Origin of the sequence: Gilliamella sp. Pas-s27, from assembly GCF_009795865.1 — a bacterium.
Lineage (GTDB): Bacteria > Pseudomonadota > Gammaproteobacteria > Enterobacterales > Orbaceae > Gilliamella.
Map to the genome: position 1 here is coordinate 11725 of NZ_WTEW01000015.1, position 21359 is coordinate 33083.

Below are 21359 nucleotides of genomic sequence, written 5' to 3' on the forward strand. Positions count from 1 at the left end.
TATGCTAAATTACCTTATTCGTCGACTGTTGCTGATTATTCCAACATTGTTTGTGATTTTGACTATCAATTTTTTTATTGTACAAGTTGCACCAGGTGGACCAGTCGATCAGGCGCTTGCTATGATTGAAAATGGCCCGCAAGCAGGGCAAGGATTATTGCCAGGGAGTGGTGGTTCTTCAACATCAGTACAACAGTATAAACATGAGTCGAACTATCGAGGCTCACGTGGGCTTGATCCACAAGTTGTTGCGATGATAGAAAAACAATACGGCTTTGATAAACCAATATTTGAACGTTATATCGAGACGCTAAAGAAATATATACTATTTGATTTTGGTAATAGTTTTTTTAAAAGTGAATCGGTTTTAGGTTTAATTGCCAAAAGTTTACCTGTTTCAATTTCATTGGGGTTATGGAGTACTTTAATTGTTTATCTGATCTCAATCCCTTTAGGTATTCGCAAAGCGGTGAAAGATGGCTCTGCATTTGATTTTTGGTCAAGTACGTTAATTATTATTGGTTATGCTATTCCGCCTTTTTTATTGGCGGTGTTATTGATTGTGCTATTTGCGGGTGGCAGTTATTGGGATGTTTTTCCACTTCGTGGGCTTGTTTCGAATCATTTTGATCAACTTGATTTTTGGGGCAAAGTAAAAGATTACGCATGGCACATCTGTTTGCCTACTATTGCAATGGTTATTGGCGGTTTTGCTTCGCTTACTATGCTGACTAAAAACTCATTTTTAGATGAAATCCGCAAACAGTATGTAATAACTGCACGAGCTAAAGGGCTAAGTGAAAGAAGAATTTTATATAAACATGTCTTTCGTAATGCAACATTGCTGATTATATCAGGCTTTCCTGCTGCTTTCGTGGGGATTTTATTTACTGGTTCGTTACTTATCGAAATTATTTTTTCGCTTAATGGGCTTGGTCTATTGGGTTATGAGGCAATTATCCAACGTGATTACCCCGTGATTTTTGGGTCACTTTACATTTTTACGTTGGTTGGGCTTGTTACTAAGCTGTTATCTGATTTGTCTTACATGATGATAGATCCACGCATTGACTTTGAGGCTCGCAACTAATGACCACTCATTATTCTATTAATCAACAACGTTGGCAACGATTTAAACATAATCGCCGTGGCTATTATTCACTTTGGTTATTTATGATCTGTTTTGTGATTAGCTTATTTGCTGATTTTATTGTTAACGATAGACCGATTTTTATTAAATATCAGGATAATTACTATTCGCCAATTTTTCATTTTTATCCCGAAACGGAATTTGGTGGGCAATTAGAAACGCAAACTAATTATCTTGATCCTGCTGTACAAAAGAAAATAGAAGCTAATGGTTGGATTTTATGGCCACCGTTTCGTTATAGTTACAATACATTAATTTACGATACATCAAGCACTTTTCCAACACCACCTTCGTCGTCACATTGGTTGGGAACCACTGATGCAGGGTTTGATGTATTAGCGAATATCTTGTATGGCTTTCGTATTTCAATGTTTTTTGCTATTTTTTTAACAGCGTTTACTTCAATTATCGGGGTAATCATTGGTGCAATTCAAGGTTATTATGGTGGAATAGTTGATCTAATAGGGCAACGATTTATTGAAATTTGGTGCGGTTTGCCAGGTTTATTTGTAATTATTTTATTGGCTAGCATTTTGCCACTTGATTTTTGGTGGTTGCTCGGCATTACTGTTTTGTTTGGTTGGATGGGATTAGCTGGAATTGTGCGTACCGAATTTTTACGAACTCGTAATTTTGATTATATCCGTGCAGCCAGAGCAATGGGGGTAAGTGATAGTAAGATTATGTTTAGTCATATCTTACCTAATGCTATGGTAGCAACATTAACCTTTTTACCTTTTATTCTTTGCGGATCAATTACTACTTTAACATCACTAGATTTTTTAGGTTTTGGTTTGCCGATTGATTCACCATCCCTTGGTCGTTTATTATTACAAGGTAAAAATAATTTACAAGCGCCTTGGCTGGGTATTAGTTCATTTTTAATTATTGCAACTTTACTGTCACTGCTTATTTTTATTGGTGAGGCGGTAAGAGATGCTTTTGATCCAAACAAAGGAACATATCAATGAGTTCTCCTTTATTATCAGTACAGGATTTAAGTATCGCATTTAAACGTGGTGCACATTTACTATCGCAAGTAGTAAGTAATATTAGTTTTGATATTAATGAGCAAGAAACACTTGCGCTAGTAGGGGAATCAGGTTCAGGAAAAAGCATTACCGCACTATCTATTTTACGATTATTACGTAAGGAACAAGTGGTATATCCAACTGGCGAGATTTTGTTTGAAGAAAAATCATTATTACACGCGCCAGACAAAGAACTTCGTAAAGTCCGTGGTAATGAAATTAGTATGATCTTCCAAGAGCCAATGGTGTCATTAAACCCTTTGCATACCGTTGAGAAACAGCTCTACGAAGTCCTTGCATTGCATCGAGGTATGAGTCGCCATAATGCACGTAGCGAGATTTTGCAATACCTTGATCGTGTGGGAATTAAAGATCCAAAAAGTAAGTTATCGGTTTATCCTCACCAACTATCAGGTGGTGAAAGGCAACGAGTAATGATTGCTATGGCGATTTTAACGCATCCTAAATTATTGATTGCCGATGAACCTACTACTGCTTTGGATGTATCAGTGCAGGCGCAAATTATTCAGTTATTAAAAGAGCTGAAGAAAGAGCTGAATATGAGCATGTTATTTATTTCACATAATCTTAGTATTGTGAAAAAGCTAGCTGATAAAGTGGCTGTAATGCAACAAGGGCAAATTGTTGAATACAATAATAAGCAGCGTATTTTTTTACGCCCACAACATGAATATACTCAAACATTATTAAATTCCGAACCCACCGGGGAACCAGTACCGCTGCCTGATACTCCTGGAATTCTGCTTAATGTTAATCATCTTAATGTTGAAGTCATTGGGAAAAAACAGTTATTTCTTAACCAAAAAAAGAAGATCGTCAACAACATTGGATTTGCTGTACACCAAGGCGAAACAGTTGGGATTGTGGGGGAATCAGGATCGGGTAAAAGTACTACAGCACTAGCGATTTTGCGATTGATTAAATCGCAAGGTGATATTTTATTTGATAGTCATCCGATACAACATTTAAAGGCTAAAAAATTGTTACCGTTTCGTAGCCGAATTCAAGTGGTCTTTCAAGATCCGTTTTCATCACTTAATCCACGTTTTAATGTTGAGCAGATTATTAGTGAAGGATTGGTGACTCACAAAAAACTAAGTAGAGCGGAGCGTGAACAAGCGGTAATTGATATTATGCAAGAAGTTGGTCTTGACCCTGAAATGCGTTATCGTTATCCAACCGAATTTTCTGGCGGACAGCGTCAACGAATAGCCATTGCTCGCGCATTAATTTTACAACCAGAACTATTGATTTTAGATGAGCCAACCTCATCGTTAGATCATACTATTCAAAAACAGATTATTTATTTACTTAAGTCGTTGCAAGAAAAGTATCAACTTAGCTATTTATTTATTAGCCATGATTTAGCGTTGGTTTATTCTATGTGTCATCAAGTGGTTGTAATGAAAGAAGGTCAAATTATTGAACAAGGTTCACGTGAAAAGATTTTCTATTCACCTGAAGATGAATATACCAAAACATTACTTTCATTTTTGGATAAATTACCGCGAAAACAAAATAAGACTTTGATTCACCTAGATAAAATTGAAAAAATAGAAACTACAGTAAAATTTACTGATAAAGATAATACTCAACAAGAAAATCAACAAAATAAAAAGCCAGACCAAGAAAAAAAGGTCAATTGGGATGATGCGCTGTTGATGCGTAAAAAATGAATATATAAAACAATAATTTAAATTATAATTAATTTTTAATAAATCAATACATTAATTTATTTAACAGGTTCATTATGCAAAAACGAATACTCACTTTTTTATTAACATCTTGTTTGTCGTTCATGTCGATAAAAGTGATGGCGCTAACTTGTGGTGATAATCTTACTAAAAATACTGTTGAATCAAATAATTATATCTTTCAGATTCTTGATTATATTGACTCACCAATAAAAGGTATTAAGCAAGAGGTTAGAAATTCAACGACTAAATTAGGTAGTGATAGTGATGTAAATAGTACAACAGCTAAGCATACACTAATGTATGATTCCAATGGGCTTATCACACAAAGCCATTACGATCTTTATTCAGAAAAAGATATCCGAATTTATTCTGAACACCTACAAAAAAATAAATCAGGTTGGGAAAATATTATTGAAGATGCAGAAGATAAAACCAATAGCATTATTCAATTTAGTACTGATGAACAAGGCAAAATTGTACTATCCCAACAAACCAAAAAAGCGGCTGATTTTGTTTTTGTTGAAACCGATAATTATATGTACGACACGAATAATTGCCTGATCAATAAAAATGTACAATGGCAACTAAAAGAAATTGATGAGAATGGGCAATACACAGGTACAGAACAAAAAGGGGCGTCAACCTATACGTTTGAGTATCAAAATCAACAGTTAGCTAAAGTGCTCTATCAATTTAGTAATAATATGAAAAATGAAAGTGATTTTTCGTATCAATACGATAATGAACATCATCGATTAATGTCCATCGATTCTTCTTATTTATCCGCAGGTAAAGAAGCGGCTCATTATGTCACTAAATTTTTAACTTTTAATGAAAAAAATGATTGGCTAACAGCAAGTAAAGTTAAAAATAACCAAGGTGGTAAACAAACAACGGTGACTCGAGAATTGACTTATTATTAATTTTTAGGAATATAAGAATACAAAAAACGTTATTTGGTTGATGGCATTTTTTGTATTCTATCTATTTACTAGAAAAACATTATCACATTCGAATAAACAATAGGTAAATAGCATGTAATGTCCATGCTAATGCTAAGCCAAATGTTAGTAATTTTTCACGTTTTGGGTGGATTTGATGCTCATGCAAAATAGTTAAAATTTGTTGTAATCCAAACCAGACAGGTAATGAAATTGTCAAAAATAAAAGAACTTTACCTATGTCTGTATTGGCTATTTTAAGAATATAAGATCGCGTCGCAACCTCCCCAAAGGGGAGCATAAACGCCATAATTATTAGCACAATGGGGGCAAACATAGCAGCCCATGTTCCACCAAGCATAAACAAACTTCTTATTACGCTTCCATCTTTGTTTGTTGTTTGAATTTGTTGATTTTTCATTGATTCAATACCACTCATTTCAATAAAAATAAAAATAAGAAAACCGATACAGCTAGCATAACTGCCCACAGTCCTACAATCAGTAATAATCTGTTCGACTTTTTATTTAACAGTGCGCTTGGTATCGTTTTAGTCATTAAATTAAACCAAGTTATCGTATGGAAGACGCTAATAAATAACGCGATACAATTAAGCATGACAACAAAAGGGCTACGCAAGAAGAAAATAAAGCGATAAAACTCGTCTTGCCCAACAGAATTAGTGTACATACAAACTACACCATACATTAAAACCAAACTTATCCAAATCATCGAAAAAGGAACTAATTTGTACATAATAGCGATTATAAAAGGACGCTTTATATTGGTTTGAACACCATCAAGGCAATTATTGTTATTTTGTTGATTCATAAATCTCTCTAGGTTGTATTACGTTTTGTGCTCGTTATTATTTGGCGGGGTTATTGTTTGCTTTATTATTATAAGGATTAAATGGCTTTAATGTCATTAATTTACAGATTGCTATAATATATTTTTTTTTACGTAATGCTTCGCATAATGTGCGTCATGGTTTAATTTATGTTTTATTTGACTTTAATTTAAAAGGTGTCCTTATAATTTAGATGTTTCTGAACCATGTACCTACTATATTTTAATAAGCTATTTTTATGATACAAGCTAAAATAATGAATAAAAATAGCGTACAATAGCGCAATATTAAATACAGGCTTATCATAAATAGATTAGGAATTTAGTATGACAGGCAAATTTATTGTCATAGAAGGGCTTGAAGGGGCGGGTAAGACAACGGCGATTAATGCCGTTGCCCACATTTTAATTCAACACAGTATTGACGATTTGCAATTTACTAGAGAGCCAGGAGGCACACCGATTGCTGAAGCGTTACGCAATATGATTAAAAATGGTTTAGATAACGACCCTTTAACTGATAAAGCCGAATTGTTAATGCTATATGCAGCGCGTATTCAGTTGATTGATAATGTTATAAAACCGGCACTTAAAGCTGGTAAGTGGGTGATAGGTGATCGTCATGACTTGTCAACGCAGGCTTATCAAGGTGGGGGGCGTCAGTTAGATCAAACTTTTATAACAACATTAAAAGAACAAGTATTAGGTGATTTTAAGCCTGATCTTACTTTATATTTAGATATTGCTCCTGAAATTGGTTTAATGCGCGCAAAAGCGAGAGGGAAACTCGATCGTATTGAGCAACAATCGTTGCCATTTTTTGAACGAGTCCGGCAACGTTATTTGGATCTTGCCAAGCAAGACAATACTATTATGATTATTGATGCAGCTCAATCAATTGACAATGTAACCAAGCAAATTGAACAAACTTTAACAAAATGGTTAACAAAATAGGTTTAATATTCAATGATCTTAAATGACTACCCATGGCTTTCGCTACCTTATCAGCAATTAGCATCAGGAATTATAAACAAGCGTGCTCATCATGCTTTGCTAATTAATTATGTTCAAGGTAGTGGTGAGAACGAATTTATTTCAAAGCTTGCAAATCGTTTATTATGCCAATGTTCACAGCAATTAGAACCGTGCTTAACCTGTCATAGCTGTCAATTGTTTTTGGCTCATCATCATCCTGATTATGATGTAATAACCAATGAGCAAGGTAAACGTTCAATCGGCATTGATCAAATTCGTAATATAGCTAGCAAAGTTTACGAAAAATCTCAGCAGGGTGGCAATAAAGTTCTTTGGATAAAACATGCGGCTTTAATGACTGAAGCCGCTGCTAATGCGTTGCTTAAAACATTAGAAGAACCACCCCAAAATACATATTTTATTTTGAGCGATGAACATAATAGCCAATTATTGCCAACAATACATAGCCGTTGTTTTTCTTATTTTTTGGCTCTTCCTAAATTGGAACAATCTATTGGGTGGTTAAAAAAACAACATGATCAGCAATATAGCGATAATGAACTTGCCTCGGCGTTATTATTGAGCGAAAATGCGCCACTAAAAGCAGCGATATTATTAACACCTGAAAAGTGGCAACGACGTAAAGTTTTTTGTAATCATTTATTAGACGTTGTACCACAAAATAATTATTGGCAGTTGGCTAAAACCTTTGATAATGAAGATTTTATTGAACAAATCATTTGGTTCTGTTCATTATTAAGTGATGCGCTAAAAGCGAAGCAAAAAGTAGGGCGTTTTATTGTTAATCGTGATCAAGTCCCTTTAGTTCGATTGTTTGCAACTAAAAGTAATGAAAAACTTTCTGCACTTTATAATTTATGGTTACAGGCAAGAAACCAGTTATTAACTGTTACTGGATTGAATAAGGAACTCATTGTTTATAATGTACTTGCTCAATCCGAATTGATTAGCGAAACGGAGAGTTAAAAAATTTATAATGGAATTTGTCAAAAAATTTTAGGAAAGTATCCCGTTAAATAAAAAGGATGACAGTGAGTTATTTATCTATTGAATTTGGTTTACTCTTTATTGTTTTTTTTGCCTTGTATTGGGGATGCTACCGATCGCCCAAAATACAAAATAGCCTGCTTTTAGTAGCAAGCTATCTTGTTGTTGGTAGTTATAGCTGGCAATTTTCGCTTATCCTTTTTATTTATACCTGTGTGATTTATTTATTTTCGGTGATGATTGCCGCATCGGAACATCATGCAAAGCGATGGCTCGTTTTAGGGTTATGTGTATCAATTATTAATCTAGCCTTATTTAAATATTTTGATTTTTTCCGTTACGAGCTACAAGAATTTTTTAATTTATTGAATTTATCTGTTTTATTGCCAGCTATAACAGTATTAATTCCTATTGGTATTTCATTTTATACTTTTCATTCGGTAAGTTACTTAGTTTCAATAAAAAAGAAAGAGCTTGCTGTTGCTAAATTTTGGGATTTTGCACTATTTTTATCGTTCTTTCCTAGTATTATTGCAGGTCCGATTAACCGTGCTAAAGATTTTTTACCGCAAATCAATGTTGCCCAACCTCGCGAAATTTTAGAGCCGTTTCGTGCATTTACATTGCTTATTTTGGCTGTTATTAAGGTTTACTGTTTAGGTGGTTTAATCAGTGAGCATTGGGTTAAACCAATATTTGCCAATCCATTAGAATTTAGTGTAATTGATTTGTTAGTTGGACTTTATGCTTATGCTATACAAATTTACTTAAATTTTTCGGGTTACACAGATTTAGTTACAGGTATGGCTTTATTACTAGGTTTTCGTTTGCCAATTAACTTTAATTTGCCTTATTTATCATTGAATTTAAAAGACTTTTGGGGTAGTTGGCATATTAGCTTATCTCACTGGATTCGTGATTATATTTATATTCCACTTGGTGGAAATCGGCGAGGTTTTATTCAAACGCAAATTAATGTCATGATTGCCATGTTACTGTCTGGACTATGGCATGGTGCAGGTCTTAATTTTATTATTTGGGGAGCATGTCATGGTATTGGCATTGTGGCACTTAATATTGGTGATCGTTATTTAGGTAAAGATAGGATAGCACTACGTTCGCCAACGGTAGCAAGATTACTAACATGGCATTATGTTTGTTTTACATGGCTCTTTTTTTATTGTGAAAACGTGTTTGATGCGTTGGATTATTTGTCCGCATTAGTGCATAATTTTTTGATAGAACCACAATATGCAGGGGGGTTTTTAGTTATTAGTTTTATCTACTTCATTTATCCAATGTGTAAAAATTTCACTGAGTGGTTTATCATGCAATTAACCAAAATATCACTGTTTTTTTTACCATTGGTATTTATTTTTATTTTATGGTTGGCTATTTATATTGCGCCATCAGGTATTCCTAACTTTATTTACGCTAATTTTTAATTATAGTGCTTAGTTATGATGATATATAAAAAATCGTTTTCGAGAAGTAATAAAAAATCACCATCGAATTTGAAACGGCAACATCATAAATCGCTGAATAAAAATACATTTAAAAAAAGTCATCAGAAAAATAAAAAAAACAAACCTGCTTCAGTTCTTGTCAGTAACCATTTATCTGCTGGTTATATATTGATTGTTTTGTTTGTTACCTCAGTGGCATTAATTATACTTTATTATAAATCAATACTAATTTATTGGCAGCAGGCATATCATACCGATTTACTTAACAGTAATAATTTTATTGCTCAAGGCACACTACCAACTCAAGAATTGGAAGAAAATAACAATAATGAACCTAATATTCAACAATATTTGCCAATACGAAAATCAACATTACTTACTCCATCTATTAATATTTTTTTGCCTATTTTTGAAAATGAGAGTTCAGAGTTAAATGCGCCTTATCCTGAAGATGAAAAACAACATAATAAAATCGAACTTGTAACAAAAGTGGATTTAAAAAGAGATCAATTAGTCAATATTCAAGATAGTAAAATAAGTTCAAATTCGGATACACATTCAGATACTATCGAACTGAATAAAGCAAAACTAGAGCCTGTATTGCAAGATGAACCTAAAAATCTAAACGTAGAGATTGAATTAACTAATAAATCACTACCTATTGTATTAACAAGTAATGATAAAGTATTTTTTGCAGGGGATTCTTTAATGCAAGGTGTTGCACCATATGTTAAAAAAATGCTATTTAAACAGTATAAAATAGAAAGCCTTGATTTGAGCAAACAAAGTACAGGTCTTGCTTATCCAAGAGCTTTTGATTGGTCAAAAACAATTAACGATCATTTAATTGCTGATCCTTCTATTAAATTACTTGTTGTTTTTCTTGGTGCTAATGATCCTTGGGATTTCCCTGTTAAGGGGTATATCAAATATGCTAAATTCAAATCTGAATTGTGGGAAGATCAATACCGTTTACGTATTAAATCTATCTTAAATAGTGCCATAGAGCATAATGTTCAAGTACTTTGGCTTGCGGCGCCTTGTATGCGTAAGGCAAAATTAAATGATGGTATGGTTTACTTAAACAGCTTATATAAATCTGAAATAGAAAAAGCTCGACAACATTTTTTAACAACCAATGAATTATTAGGATGTACATACGAAAAATTCAGCAATTTTGTAGAAATAGATAAAGCAAAAATCAAAGTAAGGGTTGACGATGGCGTTCATTTTACTCCAACAGGCCAAAAAATTCTGGCAAAAGAAATTATGGAAAAAATAATTTATAAAGAATTAGAGGGCCTCCATAATGATTAAATTTTTAAAATATATTACAGCGGTAATTGTAATAACTATTACCGTTGGATGTAGCGTAGCAGAAAGTAAAACTTCTACTGCATCTGCCATTATTGATTTTGGCGATCCTAATACTAAACAATTTACCAGAAGTTTAAAGTTATTAGCTAATAACAAAAAAACTAATAAAGTCATTAATATCACTCAATTTGGCGATTCTCATTCGGCAGCTGACTTTTTTACAGGTGAATTTAGAACATTAATGCAAAAAAAGTATGGTAATGCAGGTGTTGGTTGGATAACGCCTATTGAGATAAAGGGGCAAAACCATGCAGCAGTGACATGGAAATTTAATCATTGGGATGTGTTAAGTAGCCGAAAGTTAAGTAATTTGGATTTCCCTATGGGTGGTTTTATTGCTAAACCTAATAAAGATTCGGCGGCTATCCAGATTATACCTATAGGATTAAAGGATAAAACTTGGCAAGTTAAGTTAACCTTTAAGATGCTTAAAAGCAGTTCAAATATACTAACACTTTATGATGCAAATAATAATAAACTAGATTTTAGTTATATGCCTAAATCAAATATTTGGCAAACTACAACGGTTGTATCTAAATTGCCTTTAATTATAAAAGGGCAAAGAAGTATTGAGCTTGGTGGCGTTTGGTTAACTCGTTACCAACAACCTGGTGTAATTGTTTCATCGATTGCTACGAATGGGGCAAAACAAACCATTTTGCAAAAGTGGGGGCAAGATTGGTATAAAGAACTAAGTGTATCAAAAAGTGATTTGGTTATTCTGCAATACGGAACAAATGAAAGTTTTGATAAATCATTAAATGCTGATCAGTATCGAAACAACTTAATCAATAATATTAGACTGATCCGTAAAACATTACCTAATGCGGCAATTTTGCTAATGACACCGCCAGATACAATGTTAAATGAAACAGATATGCCTCCGTCTTTTGCTAAAGTTATGGAAATTCAAAAACAAGTTGCTAAATCTGAAAAAACATTATTTTGGGATTGGCAAGTGGCAATGGGCGGTAAGTATTCTATTAAACAATGGCGTCAACAAAAGTTAGCTCGCCCAGATCTAGTACATCAGACTCTGAAAGGCTATAAAGAAAGTGCCCGCATTTTTTATACCGATTTGAACGAATTTGTTAGAAAAAACAGCTAAATTTTTATTAAAAGGAATAAGTGAGTTATGTTATCACCAATTATAGTTGCAGTTGATTTTGCGGATCTAAAATCAGCGTGGAATTTTATTGATCGAGTAGATCCTAAAGATTGTCGACTCAAAGTCGGTAAAGAGCTTTTTACTCATGCTGGACCTGATTTTATTAAGAAAATTATGCAAAAAGGTTTTGATGTCTTTTTAGACCTTAAATTTCATGATATTCCTAATACTGTCGCAAAAGCAATTGCAGCCACTGCTGATCTGGGGGTTTGGATGACCAATGTACATGCTAGCGGGGGTTCGCGCATGATGACTGCTGCAAAGGATGCGCTTTATTCATATGGTAAAGATGCACCAATTTTGATCGCAGTAACTGTACTAACCAGTATGGAGTCAACCGATCTTCAAGAAATTGGTATCAATGTATCACCTCTAGAACAAGCGACTAGATTGGCAACACTTGCTAAAAACTGCGGGCTTGATGGAGTGGTCTGTTCAGCTAAAGAAGTTCAAAGTTTTAGAATACGATTAGGTAGTGATTTTAAGTTAGTTACACCAGGTATAAGACCCGCAGGTAGCGATCCCGATGATCAACGTCGGATTATGACGCCTCAGCGAGCTCAAGCTGCTGGTTCTGATTATTTAGTGATTGGTCGTCCAATAACTCAAGCAGACGATCCTGCTCAAGCGTTAAAAACAATTTTAGCAACACTTGAACCAACTAAGAGCTAAACAAAATGACGTCAGAAAATCTACTTGTTTACTCGACCGATAAAGGTCGAATTAAACCAACTGAAACAATGATCTCTCGGCCTAAGGGGGATGGCATTATTCGAATCCAACGACAAACGTCAGGTCGTAAAGGTAAAGGTGTTTGTGTTATTACGGGATTTGATATGAGTGATGCACAATTATTACAGTTAGCAGCAGAATTAAAAAAACGTTGTGGTTGTGGTGGTTCGGTTAAAGATGGCATTATTGAAATTCAAGGGGATAAACGAGATTTATTAAAATCATTGTTAGAAGATAAAGGATTTAAAGTCAAATTGGCTGGAGGCTGATTTAGTTATATAAAAAATAGCGTCCACATGCAAGGGACGCTATTTATAAAATAGTATGCTTAGTTAGAACGATAACTGCGCATTTTTTTACTGATTTCTCGACGCTCTTTTGAAATTTCAGCATTTTTAATAATGTAATCGTCTACGCGATCATCATAATCGCTTTTCATGTTAGCAATGATTGCTTGAAGTTCTTCGTAAGTCATATCTGGTTTAATATATTCACTTAAGTTTTCAAGTAATAATACTCGTTTTTGGTTGTCACGAATCTTTTTTTCGTTATCTGAAATTTCGCGTTTTAATTTATTTAAACGACGAGATAAACGAATATATTCAAGTACACCTTGAAACGATGGTGCGGTTGATTTTTCCTTGTCCATCTATAACCCCTTAATTTTAAAAAATGGAAAATAAAATTTTACCAATTATATACCAATAATTTTTTAAGGTCATATTAAATCTATTTTTATATATAAATGATGTTTTCTCAGTGGTATTTAAATTTTTAGTGTTTTAATTTGTTTTAAATGTCATATTCTGAGGGAAATTCCATTTACCAAATAAGATAAAAATAAAAACAACTATTAAGAATTAGCACAAAGTATTGTACAATAGCTCCAAATTTGTAAAGAGTGCCAGAATGAGAGAATCATAATGAGCTGGATTGAAAAAATTCTTAGTAAAAATAATATATCGTCAGATCATAAAAAAGCAAATATCCCTGGTGGGGTTTGGACTAAATGTAGTAATTGTGAGCAAGTTATCTATCAAGCTGAACTTGATCTTAATTTAGAGGTTTGTCCAAAATGTGACCACCACATGCATATTCCTGCCCGTGTGCGTTTATACCGTTTTTTAGATGAAGGTTCGGATACTGAGATCGGTACAGAGCTTATGCCTAAAGATATTTTGAAATTCAAAGATACTAAAAAATATAAAGATCGTTTAACCGCAGCGCAAAAGGATACCCACGAAAAGGAAGCAATGGTTGTAATGAAAGGTACATTACTAGGTATTCCAGTCGTTGTGGCTTGTTTTGAGTTTGCGTTTATAGGTGGATCAATGTCTTCTGTTGTTGGTGCATTATTCACACGAGCAGCAGAGCAAGCTATTGAGGATAAATGCCCTTTAATTTGTTTTTCAACAAGTGGTGGTGCTCGAATGCAAGAAGCCTTGTTTTCGTTAATGCAAATGGCAAAAACTAGTGCGATTCTTGCTAAAATGCAAGATGAAGGTTTACCTTATATTTCTGTAATGACCGATCCTACCATGGGAGGTGTATCTGCAAGTTTGGCGATGCTAGGTGATATTAACATTGCAGAACCTAAAGCGCTAATAGGTTTTGCTGGACCGCGAGTAATTCAACAAACTGTTCGTGAAACGTTACCAGAAGGGTTTCAACGCAGTGAGTTTTTACTTGAAAAAGGCGCAATTGATATGATCATTCATCGTAAAGATATGCGTCCTAAAATTGCTAGTTTAATAGCTAAATTAATGAGATTACCTGATCCGTTTAATAATATTACTCTTACCGAGACAGTTTGATTGAGTATGCAAATTAAACAACCGAATGCCATGTCAGATCTAAATACATGGCTTTGTTATTTAGAGCAATTACATCCAACAACTATTGATTTGGGTTTAGAACGAGTAAAGACAGTCGCTCAACGTCTTAATTTAGTGCAACCAGCACCTTACATTTTTACTGTTGCTGGCACCAATGGCAAAGGAACCACTTGCCGAACACTTGAAATGATATTGCTTGAGGCTGGTTTGCACGTTGGTGTGTATAGCTCCCCTCATTTATTACGATTTACTGAGCGCGTACGTATTAATAACCAAGAGTCAAGTGAACAAGAAACCGTAAAAGCTTTTGTCGAAATAGAAAAAGCCAGAGCCGATATATCTCTTACCTATTTTGAATATGCAACACTTGCTGCACTCTATCAATTCAAACATGCAAAATTAGATGTGGTTATATTAGAAGTTGGCCTTGGTGGGCGGTTAGACGCAACCAATATTGTTGATGCAGACGTGGCTGTCATCACAACTATTGATATTGATCATATTGATTATTTAGGTGATACCCGTGAAAGTATCGGGCGTGAAAAAGCAGGTATTTTTAAATCTAAAAGTATTGCTGTTGTTGGTGAGCCAGATATGCCTACATCTATTTTAAATGTTGCAAAATTAGTTAACTGCCCGATCTATTCGGTAAATTGTGATTGGTATTTTAGACAAGTTAATAACAATTCATGGGCATTTCAGTCATCTATAAAACAATATGAAAATTTACCTATTGCTAATGTTCCTTTAGCTAACGCAGCAACTGCAGTTGCTGCTTTAAGCTATTCATCGCTTAAAATAACACGACACGAAATAGTTAATGGATTAAAAAATTCTAATTTAACGGGACGCTTTCAAATTATCAAAACATCACCGTTGGTGATCCTTGATGTAGCTCATAATCCCCATGCTGCAACTTATTTAACACAACAATTAGAAAAATTAAAAGAGAAATATTTGGGGCTTGGAAAACTACGATTTGTCATTGGTATGCTTAAAGACAAAGATATTAAAAGCACCTTATCTATTTTAACTGGCGATGCATGGTATTGTGCCTCACTTTATGGTGAGCGAGGTTGTAGTGCAGAAGTATTAAAACAACACTTATTGAATAAAGGTGAACCTAATGTATCAACATTTGATACGGTTTCTAGAGCTTATCGAAAAGCAATGCAGGATGCTAAACAGAGTGATATTATCGTGATATGTGGTTCATTTCATACTGTATCTGATGTTTTAGCTGAAACTCCTCATTTAAGTGGAATTAATTATGACGGATAATCAACAAATTAATCCAAAAAATTACAATAAAATAAGGAATCGTCTTGTAGGGTTTGCTACATTATTGCTTATTACTGCAGCAATTACACCATGGATAATAACCGATAAGTCTAACTTGCCAATTTCTACAACCCCTATTTTTCAACCAGACGTTATTACTCATCAAAATCAGGCTATAGCATCAACCAACGATGATGATTTTACCGATAATATACCAGATATTTCTTATATACCTGATTCAGAACAAAGTCCTAGTTCAATCGTTTCGTCAGATATTGTTGATAATGCAGATACTTCAACAACGATAAACAACGATTCTGTGTCACAACAAGAACCTAAGCCTTATATGATCCAGCTTACTGCTTTAAAAAATAGGCAAAAAATAGAAGAGTTAGTTGCATTGTTAAGGCTAAATAATTATAGCGTTAAAACAATACCCAAAAACCCTGAACCTAATCAGTTAATTAAGTTACAGGTTGGTCCTTATGCTAAAAAAGAACAAGCAGAACAAGTGATTATTAACTTAAATAATTTAACAAAATTAAAAGGTATTATTATTGCTAATTAGTCATTGTTTTGTATTGCAAATAACAATTAAAATAAAATATTATTAATATAAAATTGTGAGTTATTATGATGAACTGGGTTGACTTTTCGATTATTGGTGTAATTACCGTTTCTGCATTAATTAGCATTGTGCGGGGATTTGTTCGAGAAGCTTTATCTCTTATTAGCTGGGTTTTAGCTTTCTTTGTTTCTAGCCGATTTTATATCTATATTACCGATTATTTAACTTATTTTGATAGTAATATTATACGCATTGCAACAGCCATTGTTATCTTATTTATTGCTACGCTATTAGTTTGCTCAATTGTATCTTATCTTATTGGTCAATTAGTCCAAAAAACGGGATTATCTGGCACTGATCGTGTATTAGGTATCTGTTTTGGCGTATTACGGGGTATTTTGGTTGTTGCGGCAGTTCTCTTTTTGGTTGATACCTTTACTTCGTTATCTCAATCTTCGTATTGGGCTCAATCACAATTAATTCCACATTTTCATTTTATTATTCGTTGGTTTTTTGATTTTATACAACAGTCTTCTTCGTTTTTAGTGCAATAAATTTGAGGTAATCATAGTATGTGCGGTATTGTTGGTATTGTAGGGTGTAGTACTGTTAATCAATCTATTTATGATGCATTGACTGTTTTGCAACATCGAGGGCAAGATGCAGCTGGTATTGTGACTATTGATAATCAAAATCGCTTTCGTTTGCGTAAAGCGAATGGTTTAGTTAAAGATGTGTTTCAAGAGCATCATATGCAGCGATTGCAAGGTAATTTGGGAATAGGGCATGTTCGTTATCCTACTGCAGGTAGTTCAAGCCCGTCCGAGGCGCAACCTTTTTATGTCAATTCACCTTATGGTATTGCGCTTGCTCATAATGGAAATTTAACCAATACCGATGAGCTTAGAAATAAAGTATTTGAACTTGCAAAACGTCATGTTAATACAAATTCAGATTCTGAAGTTTTACTCAATATTTTTGCCAATGAATTAGATAAGTTTCCTACTTTTCCATTGACTGCCGATAATATCTTTAACGCAATACATAATGTTCACAGTATTATTAAAGGCGCATATGCTTGCGTAGCAATGATTATTGGCCATGGTCTTGTTGCTTTTCGTGATCCTTATGGAATCCGCCCTTTAGTAATTGGTAAACGAGTCCTTGAAAATAAAAAAATTGAATATATGGTTGCGTCAGAAAGCGTTGCTCTAGATATACTTGATTTTGAATTTATGCGTGATGTTGAGCCAGGAGAAGCTATCTATATTTGTCAAAATGGACAGTTATATTCTAAGCAATGTTCCGATAATCCTCAATATTACCCATGTATTTTTGAATATGTTTATTTTGCAAGACCAGATTCGTTAATTAATGGCGTATCAGTTTATCAATCACGTATTGAAATGGGGAAAAAGCTGGGAGAGAAAATAGCTAGAGAGTGGAAGGATATTGATATTGATGTAGTCATTCCTATTCCTGAGACCTCTTGTGATGCTGCTCTTGAAATTGCACGTATTTTAAATAAGCCTTATCGACAAGGGTTTGTTAAAAATCGCTATGTTGGTCGTACATTTATTATGCCAGGACAAAGTGCTCGTAGGTTATCTGTAAGAAGAAAGCTCAATGCTAATCGCATTGAATTTGAAGGTAAAAATGTACTTTTAGTTGATGATTCTATTGTCCGAGGTACAACTTCAAAAGAAATTGTTGAAATGGTGCGTTCAGTTGGTGCAAAAAAAGTTTATTTAGCGTCTGCGGCACCAGAAATTAGACATCCAAATGTTTATGGCATTGATATGCCTGTTGCTAGTGAGCTGATTGCTTATAACCGAACAGTTGATGAAATTGCTAAGGTTATTGGTGCTGATAAACTCATTTTTCAAGACTTATCCGCTTTAATTGATTCAATCACAGAACAAAACCCGAATATTCGTCATTTAGAGTGTTCTGTTTTTGATGGAATATATATTACTGGAGGAATTGATAATAGTTATTTATCATCACTAGAAAAAAAAAGAGGCGAAAGTAAAAAATTTTTAGCTTCTAAAGAGTCAGAAAACCTAGAAATCTATAATGAAGGTCAATGAATAGCAATAATAATTGTAAAAAAGAAATATTATATAAACAATTAAAATTACAAATTAATAAATTTTTTATTTAATTATAGTTAATTTAATTTAATATTTCATTTAATTTGTCAAAATTTATAGTAATATATGTTAATATAACTAATTGTATTTTATAGTTATAAAATGCAATTTATAGAAAAAATCAAAAAAAAGTAATAAATCGCTTTGATAAATGACATTTTTGTAATAGACTTAGCAGGATTGAATTTCTTTTTGTAAAGAATTGTAAAGAACATAAATAATTACACTAATACTTTATAAAGATAAATTGATTTTAGCTACATTTTTATGTTATGTGGTTTGTCGAAAAAATAAGGAATATTAAGATGAGAAACAATCTTAATTTAACAATTGTCTCTGCATTTGTCATTGCTACATTAGGGTGGCAATCAGCTTTTGCTGTCGATCCTCAGTTATCGCAAAATTCTGTAAATAATAGAATAATTGAATTAAAAGATGGCACAAAAGCTCGTCAGATGATCAACAATCAGCGACGTAGTCTGTATCAAATTGCACTTTTAAGTAGTATTTCTGTCTCAGAATTACGCGCAATGAATGCGGGGCGTTTTGATAAAAAGGATATTGTTGACATTGGCGAAAGTATAATTCTTCCTGAAGATTCTCCTTTGTTACCAGCAATTACATCAAATGATGATAAAAAAGACCCGCATGCTAACCTACCTCAGTTAGGTTCAGATGATAATTATGATGTAAAAAAAGACAAAGATGCCGTTTTAACTCAAACTGCTTCAGTATTACAAACACTCGCTAGTCAGGACTGGAAAGAATTAACCTCGTCAGATAACGGTGGTCTATCTGGACATTTAAAAAACAGAGGTAAAGATTATGCAGAAAACTATGTTCGTAATAGTGTTAAAAATCAAGTTGTTGAACCGGCTCGTAATGCCGTACAAGACTTTTTAGGTCGTTTTGGTACGGCTCAATTACAATTTGATTTGAGTGATAAAGGTGAGTTTAATAATGTTAATCTAAAGTTATTTAGCCCATGGTACGATACTGAAGATACATTAATATTTAGTCAAATATCATTTCAGGAATATGAACATAATCGCCGTATTGGTAACTTTGGTATTGGTCAACGTTGGGACGTAGCTGATAAAAAATGGTTGCTTGGTTATAATGTGTTTTTTGACCATGATTTTCAACGTTCTCATAATCGTTTAGGTGTTGGTGCAGAAGCATGGACTGATTACATGAAGTTCGCTGTTAACTATTATCATCCCTTATCTGATTGGAAAAATTCTAAAGATTTTGAATTTTATTTAGAGCGTGCAGCAAGAGGGTTTGATGTTCGTTTCCAAGGTTATTTGCCACAATATCCACATTTAGGTGGATCACTTATGTATGAACAATACTATGGTGATAAAGTTGCGTTATTTGGTAAAGATAATTTACAAAAAGATCCAAGGGCAGTTACTGTAGGTATTGATTATACACCAGTTCCACTTTTCACTATTAAGGCAGAGCATAAGCTTGGTCAAGATAATAAAAAAGCAACTAAGGCTGAGTTAACAATGAACTATCGTATAGGCACTCCATTAAAGGATCAATTAGATCCTGATATGGTTCAATCTGCGCGTTCACTAAAAGGAAGCCGTTATGATTTAGTTGATCGTAATAATTACATTGTTCTTGAATATAAAGAAAAGAAAATGTCTGTTGACTTAGGGCTTGAGCAAACTCAGCTAATTGAAGGACAGACTTATGCGTTGAGTGTTGGGGTTCATAATGCTAAAAGTTTAACAAGTTTAGCATGGGCCGGTAATATGTTAGATATTGATGCTGGAGGTGGATTTTTATGTATCACAGCAGGAACATGTACTTCATCTTCTTGGCTTAACCCAACAGTTGATACCAATAACTGGAAGATTGTTGCCCCTAGTTATACTAATGAAAATGGTCAGCACCTGCCTATTAGCACAAATGGTAAATATTCTTTATCTCTGTCAGTTACAGACAGCCGTGGTAAATCGGCAACATCTAATGCCGTAAATTTTGAAGTATTACCCGATCCTGCAATACGAAAAGTCGGTGTGTGGGCAGTAGATAGCACAGGTAACAAAACGACCTCAGCTAATCATCCTGCAGACGGTGTAAGTAGTTTAACTATATTAGCAACTCTTGTTAAACCAAAGGGTAACAATGGTGCAATTAGCTCATTTCAAGATGTAGATGGTTTTAGTGATAATGAACTAATGAACCGTATACCAGTAACATTTAACGAGTTTGCTGAATTATGGACTGCAACGAGCAATGGTAAAAAAATTGCTTTAATTAATGGTACATCAGGTACTATAAATGAATGTCCAGGGCAAGAATCTTGTGTTATTGTAAAATCATTTGAAAAAGTTTCAAAGGGTCAAAAGGTGTCACCTAGCGCTTCGACCGCAGCTGGTTTAGAAGTAGTTGGTGATAGTTATGTGTTAGATGTGGCTTCAAATATTCAGGGACGGATTGATTTTTCAATTTCATTAGATCAGTATGGTTTTGGTTCATCTTTCAATAAAGCTTCAGTCGATTTTTCTGGTGGTAAATCTGGTTACATAGAAGTTTGGAGTAATTCTGGAACATTACTCGCTGCAAGTTCAGGCTCTGTACTTCAATTTGAGCCTGCAGGCCCAAATGAATGGCTAGTTGGTAATGAATATCAGGTTAAAGCATTTACCTCTGCAAGTGATCGCACTCCAATTAGTGCTCCATATGTGATTTGGTCATTGGTTGGTTCGAATTCAAGTGCCTGTCCTAATGTAGCAACTTCATTGCCAAATGATGCTAGTAATCATCCTAATGGACCGTGGTTTAACGTTGCTATGGGAGAGAATGCTCCTTATAAAATAAAAGGTAAAACACCTAATAATTACAGTTATGCGTCATCTGGTACGAGTATTTCAGCTGTAGCGGGTGCACCAAGACATTTGGATTTAACTCCACAGTCAGCTTCTCCTACTGCGTGTGCTGGCGATCAAGGATTTAAATTGCAAGTTACTGTTTTATAACAGATAGAAGTTTTGATTATCGACTTGCGTCGATAATCAAGAAGGGAACACCAAGTAAATGGTGTATTTATATAAATACAACATGTTAATTTATAGAGAAAATAGGAAGTT

Annotated in this window: 20 protein-coding genes; 17 read left to right on the plus strand and 3 right to left on the minus strand. The window is 33.9% G+C overall.

The genetic code is table 11. From position 1 onward, the window contains the following. Window position 1: 1 nt before the first annotated feature. The 4 genes from GQ589_RS06970 to GQ589_RS06985 all read left to right on the plus strand — a co-directional run bounded on the left by GQ589_RS06970 (window position 2) and on the right by GQ589_RS06985 (window position 4822). Complete coding sequence (locus GQ589_RS06970) at window positions 2-1090, plus strand: microcin C ABC transporter permease YejB (protein WP_160400517.1); 1089 nt, start codon at window positions 2-4, stop codon at window positions 1088-1090. Then, window positions 1090-2121 (plus strand): ABC transporter permease, encoded by a 1032-nt coding sequence (locus GQ589_RS06975; RefSeq protein WP_160400518.1) that lies wholly within the window; start codon window positions 1090-1092, stop codon window positions 2119-2121. The genes GQ589_RS06970 and GQ589_RS06975 overlap by 1 nt, the downstream gene beginning before the upstream one ends. Continuing rightward, window positions 2118-3878, plus strand: a complete 1761-nt coding sequence (gene yejF, locus GQ589_RS06980; RefSeq protein WP_160425328.1) for a microcin C ABC transporter ATP-binding protein YejF — start codon at window positions 2118-2120, stop codon at window positions 3876-3878. Before GQ589_RS06975 ends, yejF begins: the two co-directional genes overlap by 4 nt. A 74-nt stretch (window positions 3879-3952) precedes the next feature. Continuing rightward, the gene (locus tag GQ589_RS06985; RefSeq protein WP_160400520.1) at window positions 3953-4822 is read left to right on the plus strand and encodes a hypothetical protein; all 870 of its coding nucleotides are present in this window, start codon (window positions 3953-3955) and stop codon (window positions 4820-4822) included. Between the two features lie 82 nt (window positions 4823-4904). Here GQ589_RS06985 and frdD read toward each other — a convergent pair whose 3' ends face one another. Then, window positions 4905-5261 carry a fumarate reductase subunit FrdD gene (gene frdD, locus GQ589_RS06990; protein WP_160411003.1) on the minus strand — a complete coding sequence of 119 codons (357 nt, stop codon included), beginning with the start codon at window positions 5259-5261 and terminating at the stop codon, window positions 4905-4907. A 14-nt stretch (window positions 5262-5275) separates the two neighbouring features. Further along, window positions 5276-5671 carry a hypothetical protein gene (locus GQ589_RS06995; RefSeq protein ID WP_160425330.1) on the minus strand — a complete coding sequence of 132 codons (396 nt, stop codon included), beginning with the start codon at window positions 5669-5671 and terminating at the stop codon, window positions 5276-5278. Window positions 5672-6016: 345 nt separating this feature from the next. Here GQ589_RS06995 and tmk point away from each other — a divergent pair, with 345 nt between their 5' ends. The 7 genes from tmk to yciH are packed head-to-tail and all read left to right on the plus strand — an operon-like array spanning window position 6017 to window position 12684. Then, window positions 6017-6643 (plus strand): dTMP kinase, encoded by a 627-nt coding sequence (gene tmk, locus GQ589_RS07000; RefSeq protein WP_160425331.1) that lies wholly within the window; start codon window positions 6017-6019, stop codon window positions 6641-6643. Window positions 6644-6655: 12 nt separating this feature from the next. After that, the gene (locus GQ589_RS07005) at window positions 6656-7651 is read left to right on the plus strand and encodes a DNA polymerase III subunit delta' C-terminal domain-containing protein (protein WP_160411006.1); all 996 of its coding nucleotides are present in this window, start codon (window positions 6656-6658) and stop codon (window positions 7649-7651) included. A gap of 59 nt (window positions 7652-7710) precedes the next feature. After that, window positions 7711-9117, plus strand: a complete 1407-nt coding sequence (locus GQ589_RS07010) for an MBOAT family protein (protein ID WP_370519424.1) — start codon at window positions 7711-7713, stop codon at window positions 9115-9117. Window positions 9118-9132: 15 nt separating this feature from the next. Then, on the plus strand, window positions 9133-10455 hold the full coding sequence (locus tag GQ589_RS07015; RefSeq protein ID WP_160411008.1) for a DUF459 domain-containing protein: 1323 nt from the start codon (window positions 9133-9135) through the stop codon (window positions 10453-10455). Beyond that, window positions 10448-11623, plus strand: coding sequence for a GDSL-type esterase/lipase family protein (locus GQ589_RS07020; RefSeq protein ID WP_160411009.1), 1176 nt, complete (start codon window positions 10448-10450; stop codon window positions 11621-11623). The genes GQ589_RS07015 and GQ589_RS07020 overlap by 8 nt, the downstream gene beginning before the upstream one ends. Window positions 11624-11650: 27 nt before the next feature. Further along, on the plus strand, window positions 11651-12355 hold the full coding sequence (gene pyrF, locus GQ589_RS07025) for an orotidine-5'-phosphate decarboxylase (RefSeq protein WP_160411010.1): 705 nt from the start codon (window positions 11651-11653) through the stop codon (window positions 12353-12355). Window positions 12356-12360: 5 nt separating this feature from the next. Continuing rightward, the gene (gene yciH / locus GQ589_RS07030; protein ID WP_160425334.1) at window positions 12361-12684 is read left to right on the plus strand and encodes a stress response translation initiation inhibitor YciH; all 324 of its coding nucleotides are present in this window, start codon (window positions 12361-12363) and stop codon (window positions 12682-12684) included. A gap of 59 nt (window positions 12685-12743) precedes the next feature. Here the strand turns inward: yciH and tmaR are convergent, their stop codons facing one another. After that, a complete protein-coding gene (tmaR, locus tag GQ589_RS07035; protein WP_160400530.1) occupies window positions 12744-13064 on the minus strand; it encodes a PTS system regulator TmaR in 321 nt (106 codons plus the stop codon). A 274-nt stretch (window positions 13065-13338) separates the two neighbouring features. Here tmaR and accD point away from each other — a divergent pair, with 274 nt between their 5' ends. The 6 genes from accD to GQ589_RS07065 all read left to right on the plus strand — a co-directional run bounded on the left by accD (window position 13339) and on the right by GQ589_RS07065 (window position 21248). Further along, a complete protein-coding gene (gene accD / locus GQ589_RS07040; protein WP_160411012.1) occupies window positions 13339-14229 on the plus strand; it encodes an acetyl-CoA carboxylase, carboxyltransferase subunit beta in 891 nt (296 codons plus the stop codon). Between the two features lie 6 nt (window positions 14230-14235). After that, window positions 14236-15531 carry a bifunctional tetrahydrofolate synthase/dihydrofolate synthase gene (folC, locus tag GQ589_RS07045; RefSeq protein ID WP_160425336.1) on the plus strand — a complete coding sequence of 432 codons (1296 nt, stop codon included), beginning with the start codon at window positions 14236-14238 and terminating at the stop codon, window positions 15529-15531. Continuing rightward, window positions 15521-16099 carry an SPOR domain-containing protein gene (locus GQ589_RS07050; protein ID WP_160411014.1) on the plus strand — a complete coding sequence of 193 codons (579 nt, stop codon included), beginning with the start codon at window positions 15521-15523 and terminating at the stop codon, window positions 16097-16099. The genes folC and GQ589_RS07050 overlap by 11 nt, the downstream gene beginning before the upstream one ends. 68 nt (window positions 16100-16167) lie before the next feature. After that, entirely contained in the window at window positions 16168-16653 is a 486-nt protein-coding gene (locus tag GQ589_RS07055; RefSeq protein WP_160411260.1) for a CvpA family protein, read from the plus strand. A gap of 18 nt (window positions 16654-16671) precedes the next feature. Beyond that, window positions 16672-18189 (plus strand): amidophosphoribosyltransferase, encoded by a 1518-nt coding sequence (purF, locus tag GQ589_RS07060; RefSeq protein ID WP_160411015.1) that lies wholly within the window; start codon window positions 16672-16674, stop codon window positions 18187-18189. Window positions 18190-18557: 368 nt separating this feature from the next. Then, the gene (locus GQ589_RS07065) at window positions 18558-21248 is read left to right on the plus strand and encodes an inverse autotransporter beta domain-containing protein (RefSeq protein WP_160411016.1); all 2691 of its coding nucleotides are present in this window, start codon (window positions 18558-18560) and stop codon (window positions 21246-21248) included. Window positions 21249-21359 lie beyond the last annotated feature (111 nt).

What these genes read in the sequence shown, in the direction of transcription:
- GQ589_RS06970 (WP_160400517.1), top strand. Translation starts at nt 2, where the DNA reads ATGCTAAATTACCTTATTCGTCGACTGTTGCTGATTATTCCAACATTG.
- GQ589_RS06975 (WP_160400518.1), top strand. Translation starts at nt 1,090, where the DNA reads ATGACCACTCATTATTCTATTAATCAACAACGTTGGCAACGATTTAAA.
- yejF (WP_160425328.1), top strand. Translation starts at nt 2,118, where the DNA reads ATGAGTTCTCCTTTATTATCAGTACAGGATTTAAGTATCGCATTTAAA.
- GQ589_RS06985 (WP_160400520.1), top strand. Translation starts at nt 3,953, where the DNA reads ATGCAAAAACGAATACTCACTTTTTTATTAACATCTTGTTTGTCGTTC.
- frdD (WP_160411003.1), bottom strand. Translation starts at nt 5,261, where the DNA reads ATGAAAAATCAACAAATTCAAACAACAAACAAAGATGGAAGCGTAATA.
- GQ589_RS06995 (WP_160425330.1), bottom strand. Translation starts at nt 5,671, where the DNA reads ATGAATCAACAAAATAACAATAATTGCCTTGATGGTGTTCAAACCAAT.
- tmk (WP_160425331.1), top strand. Translation starts at nt 6,017, where the DNA reads ATGACAGGCAAATTTATTGTCATAGAAGGGCTTGAAGGGGCGGGTAAG.
- GQ589_RS07005 (WP_160411006.1), top strand. Translation starts at nt 6,656, where the DNA reads ATGATCTTAAATGACTACCCATGGCTTTCGCTACCTTATCAGCAATTA.
- GQ589_RS07010 (WP_370519424.1), top strand. Translation starts at nt 7,711, where the DNA reads ATGACAGTGAGTTATTTATCTATTGAATTTGGTTTACTCTTTATTGTT.
- GQ589_RS07015 (WP_160411008.1), top strand. Translation starts at nt 9,133, where the DNA reads ATGATGATATATAAAAAATCGTTTTCGAGAAGTAATAAAAAATCACCA.
- GQ589_RS07020 (WP_160411009.1), top strand. Translation starts at nt 10,448, where the DNA reads ATGATTAAATTTTTAAAATATATTACAGCGGTAATTGTAATAACTATT.
- pyrF (WP_160411010.1), top strand. Translation starts at nt 11,651, where the DNA reads ATGTTATCACCAATTATAGTTGCAGTTGATTTTGCGGATCTAAAATCA.
- yciH (WP_160425334.1), top strand. Translation starts at nt 12,361, where the DNA reads ATGACGTCAGAAAATCTACTTGTTTACTCGACCGATAAAGGTCGAATT.
- tmaR (WP_160400530.1), bottom strand. Translation starts at nt 13,064, where the DNA reads ATGGACAAGGAAAAATCAACCGCACCATCGTTTCAAGGTGTACTTGAA.
- accD (WP_160411012.1), top strand. Translation starts at nt 13,339, where the DNA reads ATGAGCTGGATTGAAAAAATTCTTAGTAAAAATAATATATCGTCAGAT.
- folC (WP_160425336.1), top strand. Translation starts at nt 14,236, where the DNA reads ATGCAAATTAAACAACCGAATGCCATGTCAGATCTAAATACATGGCTT.
- GQ589_RS07050 (WP_160411014.1), top strand. Translation starts at nt 15,521, where the DNA reads ATGACGGATAATCAACAAATTAATCCAAAAAATTACAATAAAATAAGG.
- GQ589_RS07055 (WP_160411260.1), top strand. Translation starts at nt 16,168, where the DNA reads ATGAACTGGGTTGACTTTTCGATTATTGGTGTAATTACCGTTTCTGCA.
- purF (WP_160411015.1), top strand. Translation starts at nt 16,672, where the DNA reads ATGTGCGGTATTGTTGGTATTGTAGGGTGTAGTACTGTTAATCAATCT.
- GQ589_RS07065 (WP_160411016.1), top strand. Translation starts at nt 18,558, where the DNA reads ATGAGAAACAATCTTAATTTAACAATTGTCTCTGCATTTGTCATTGCT.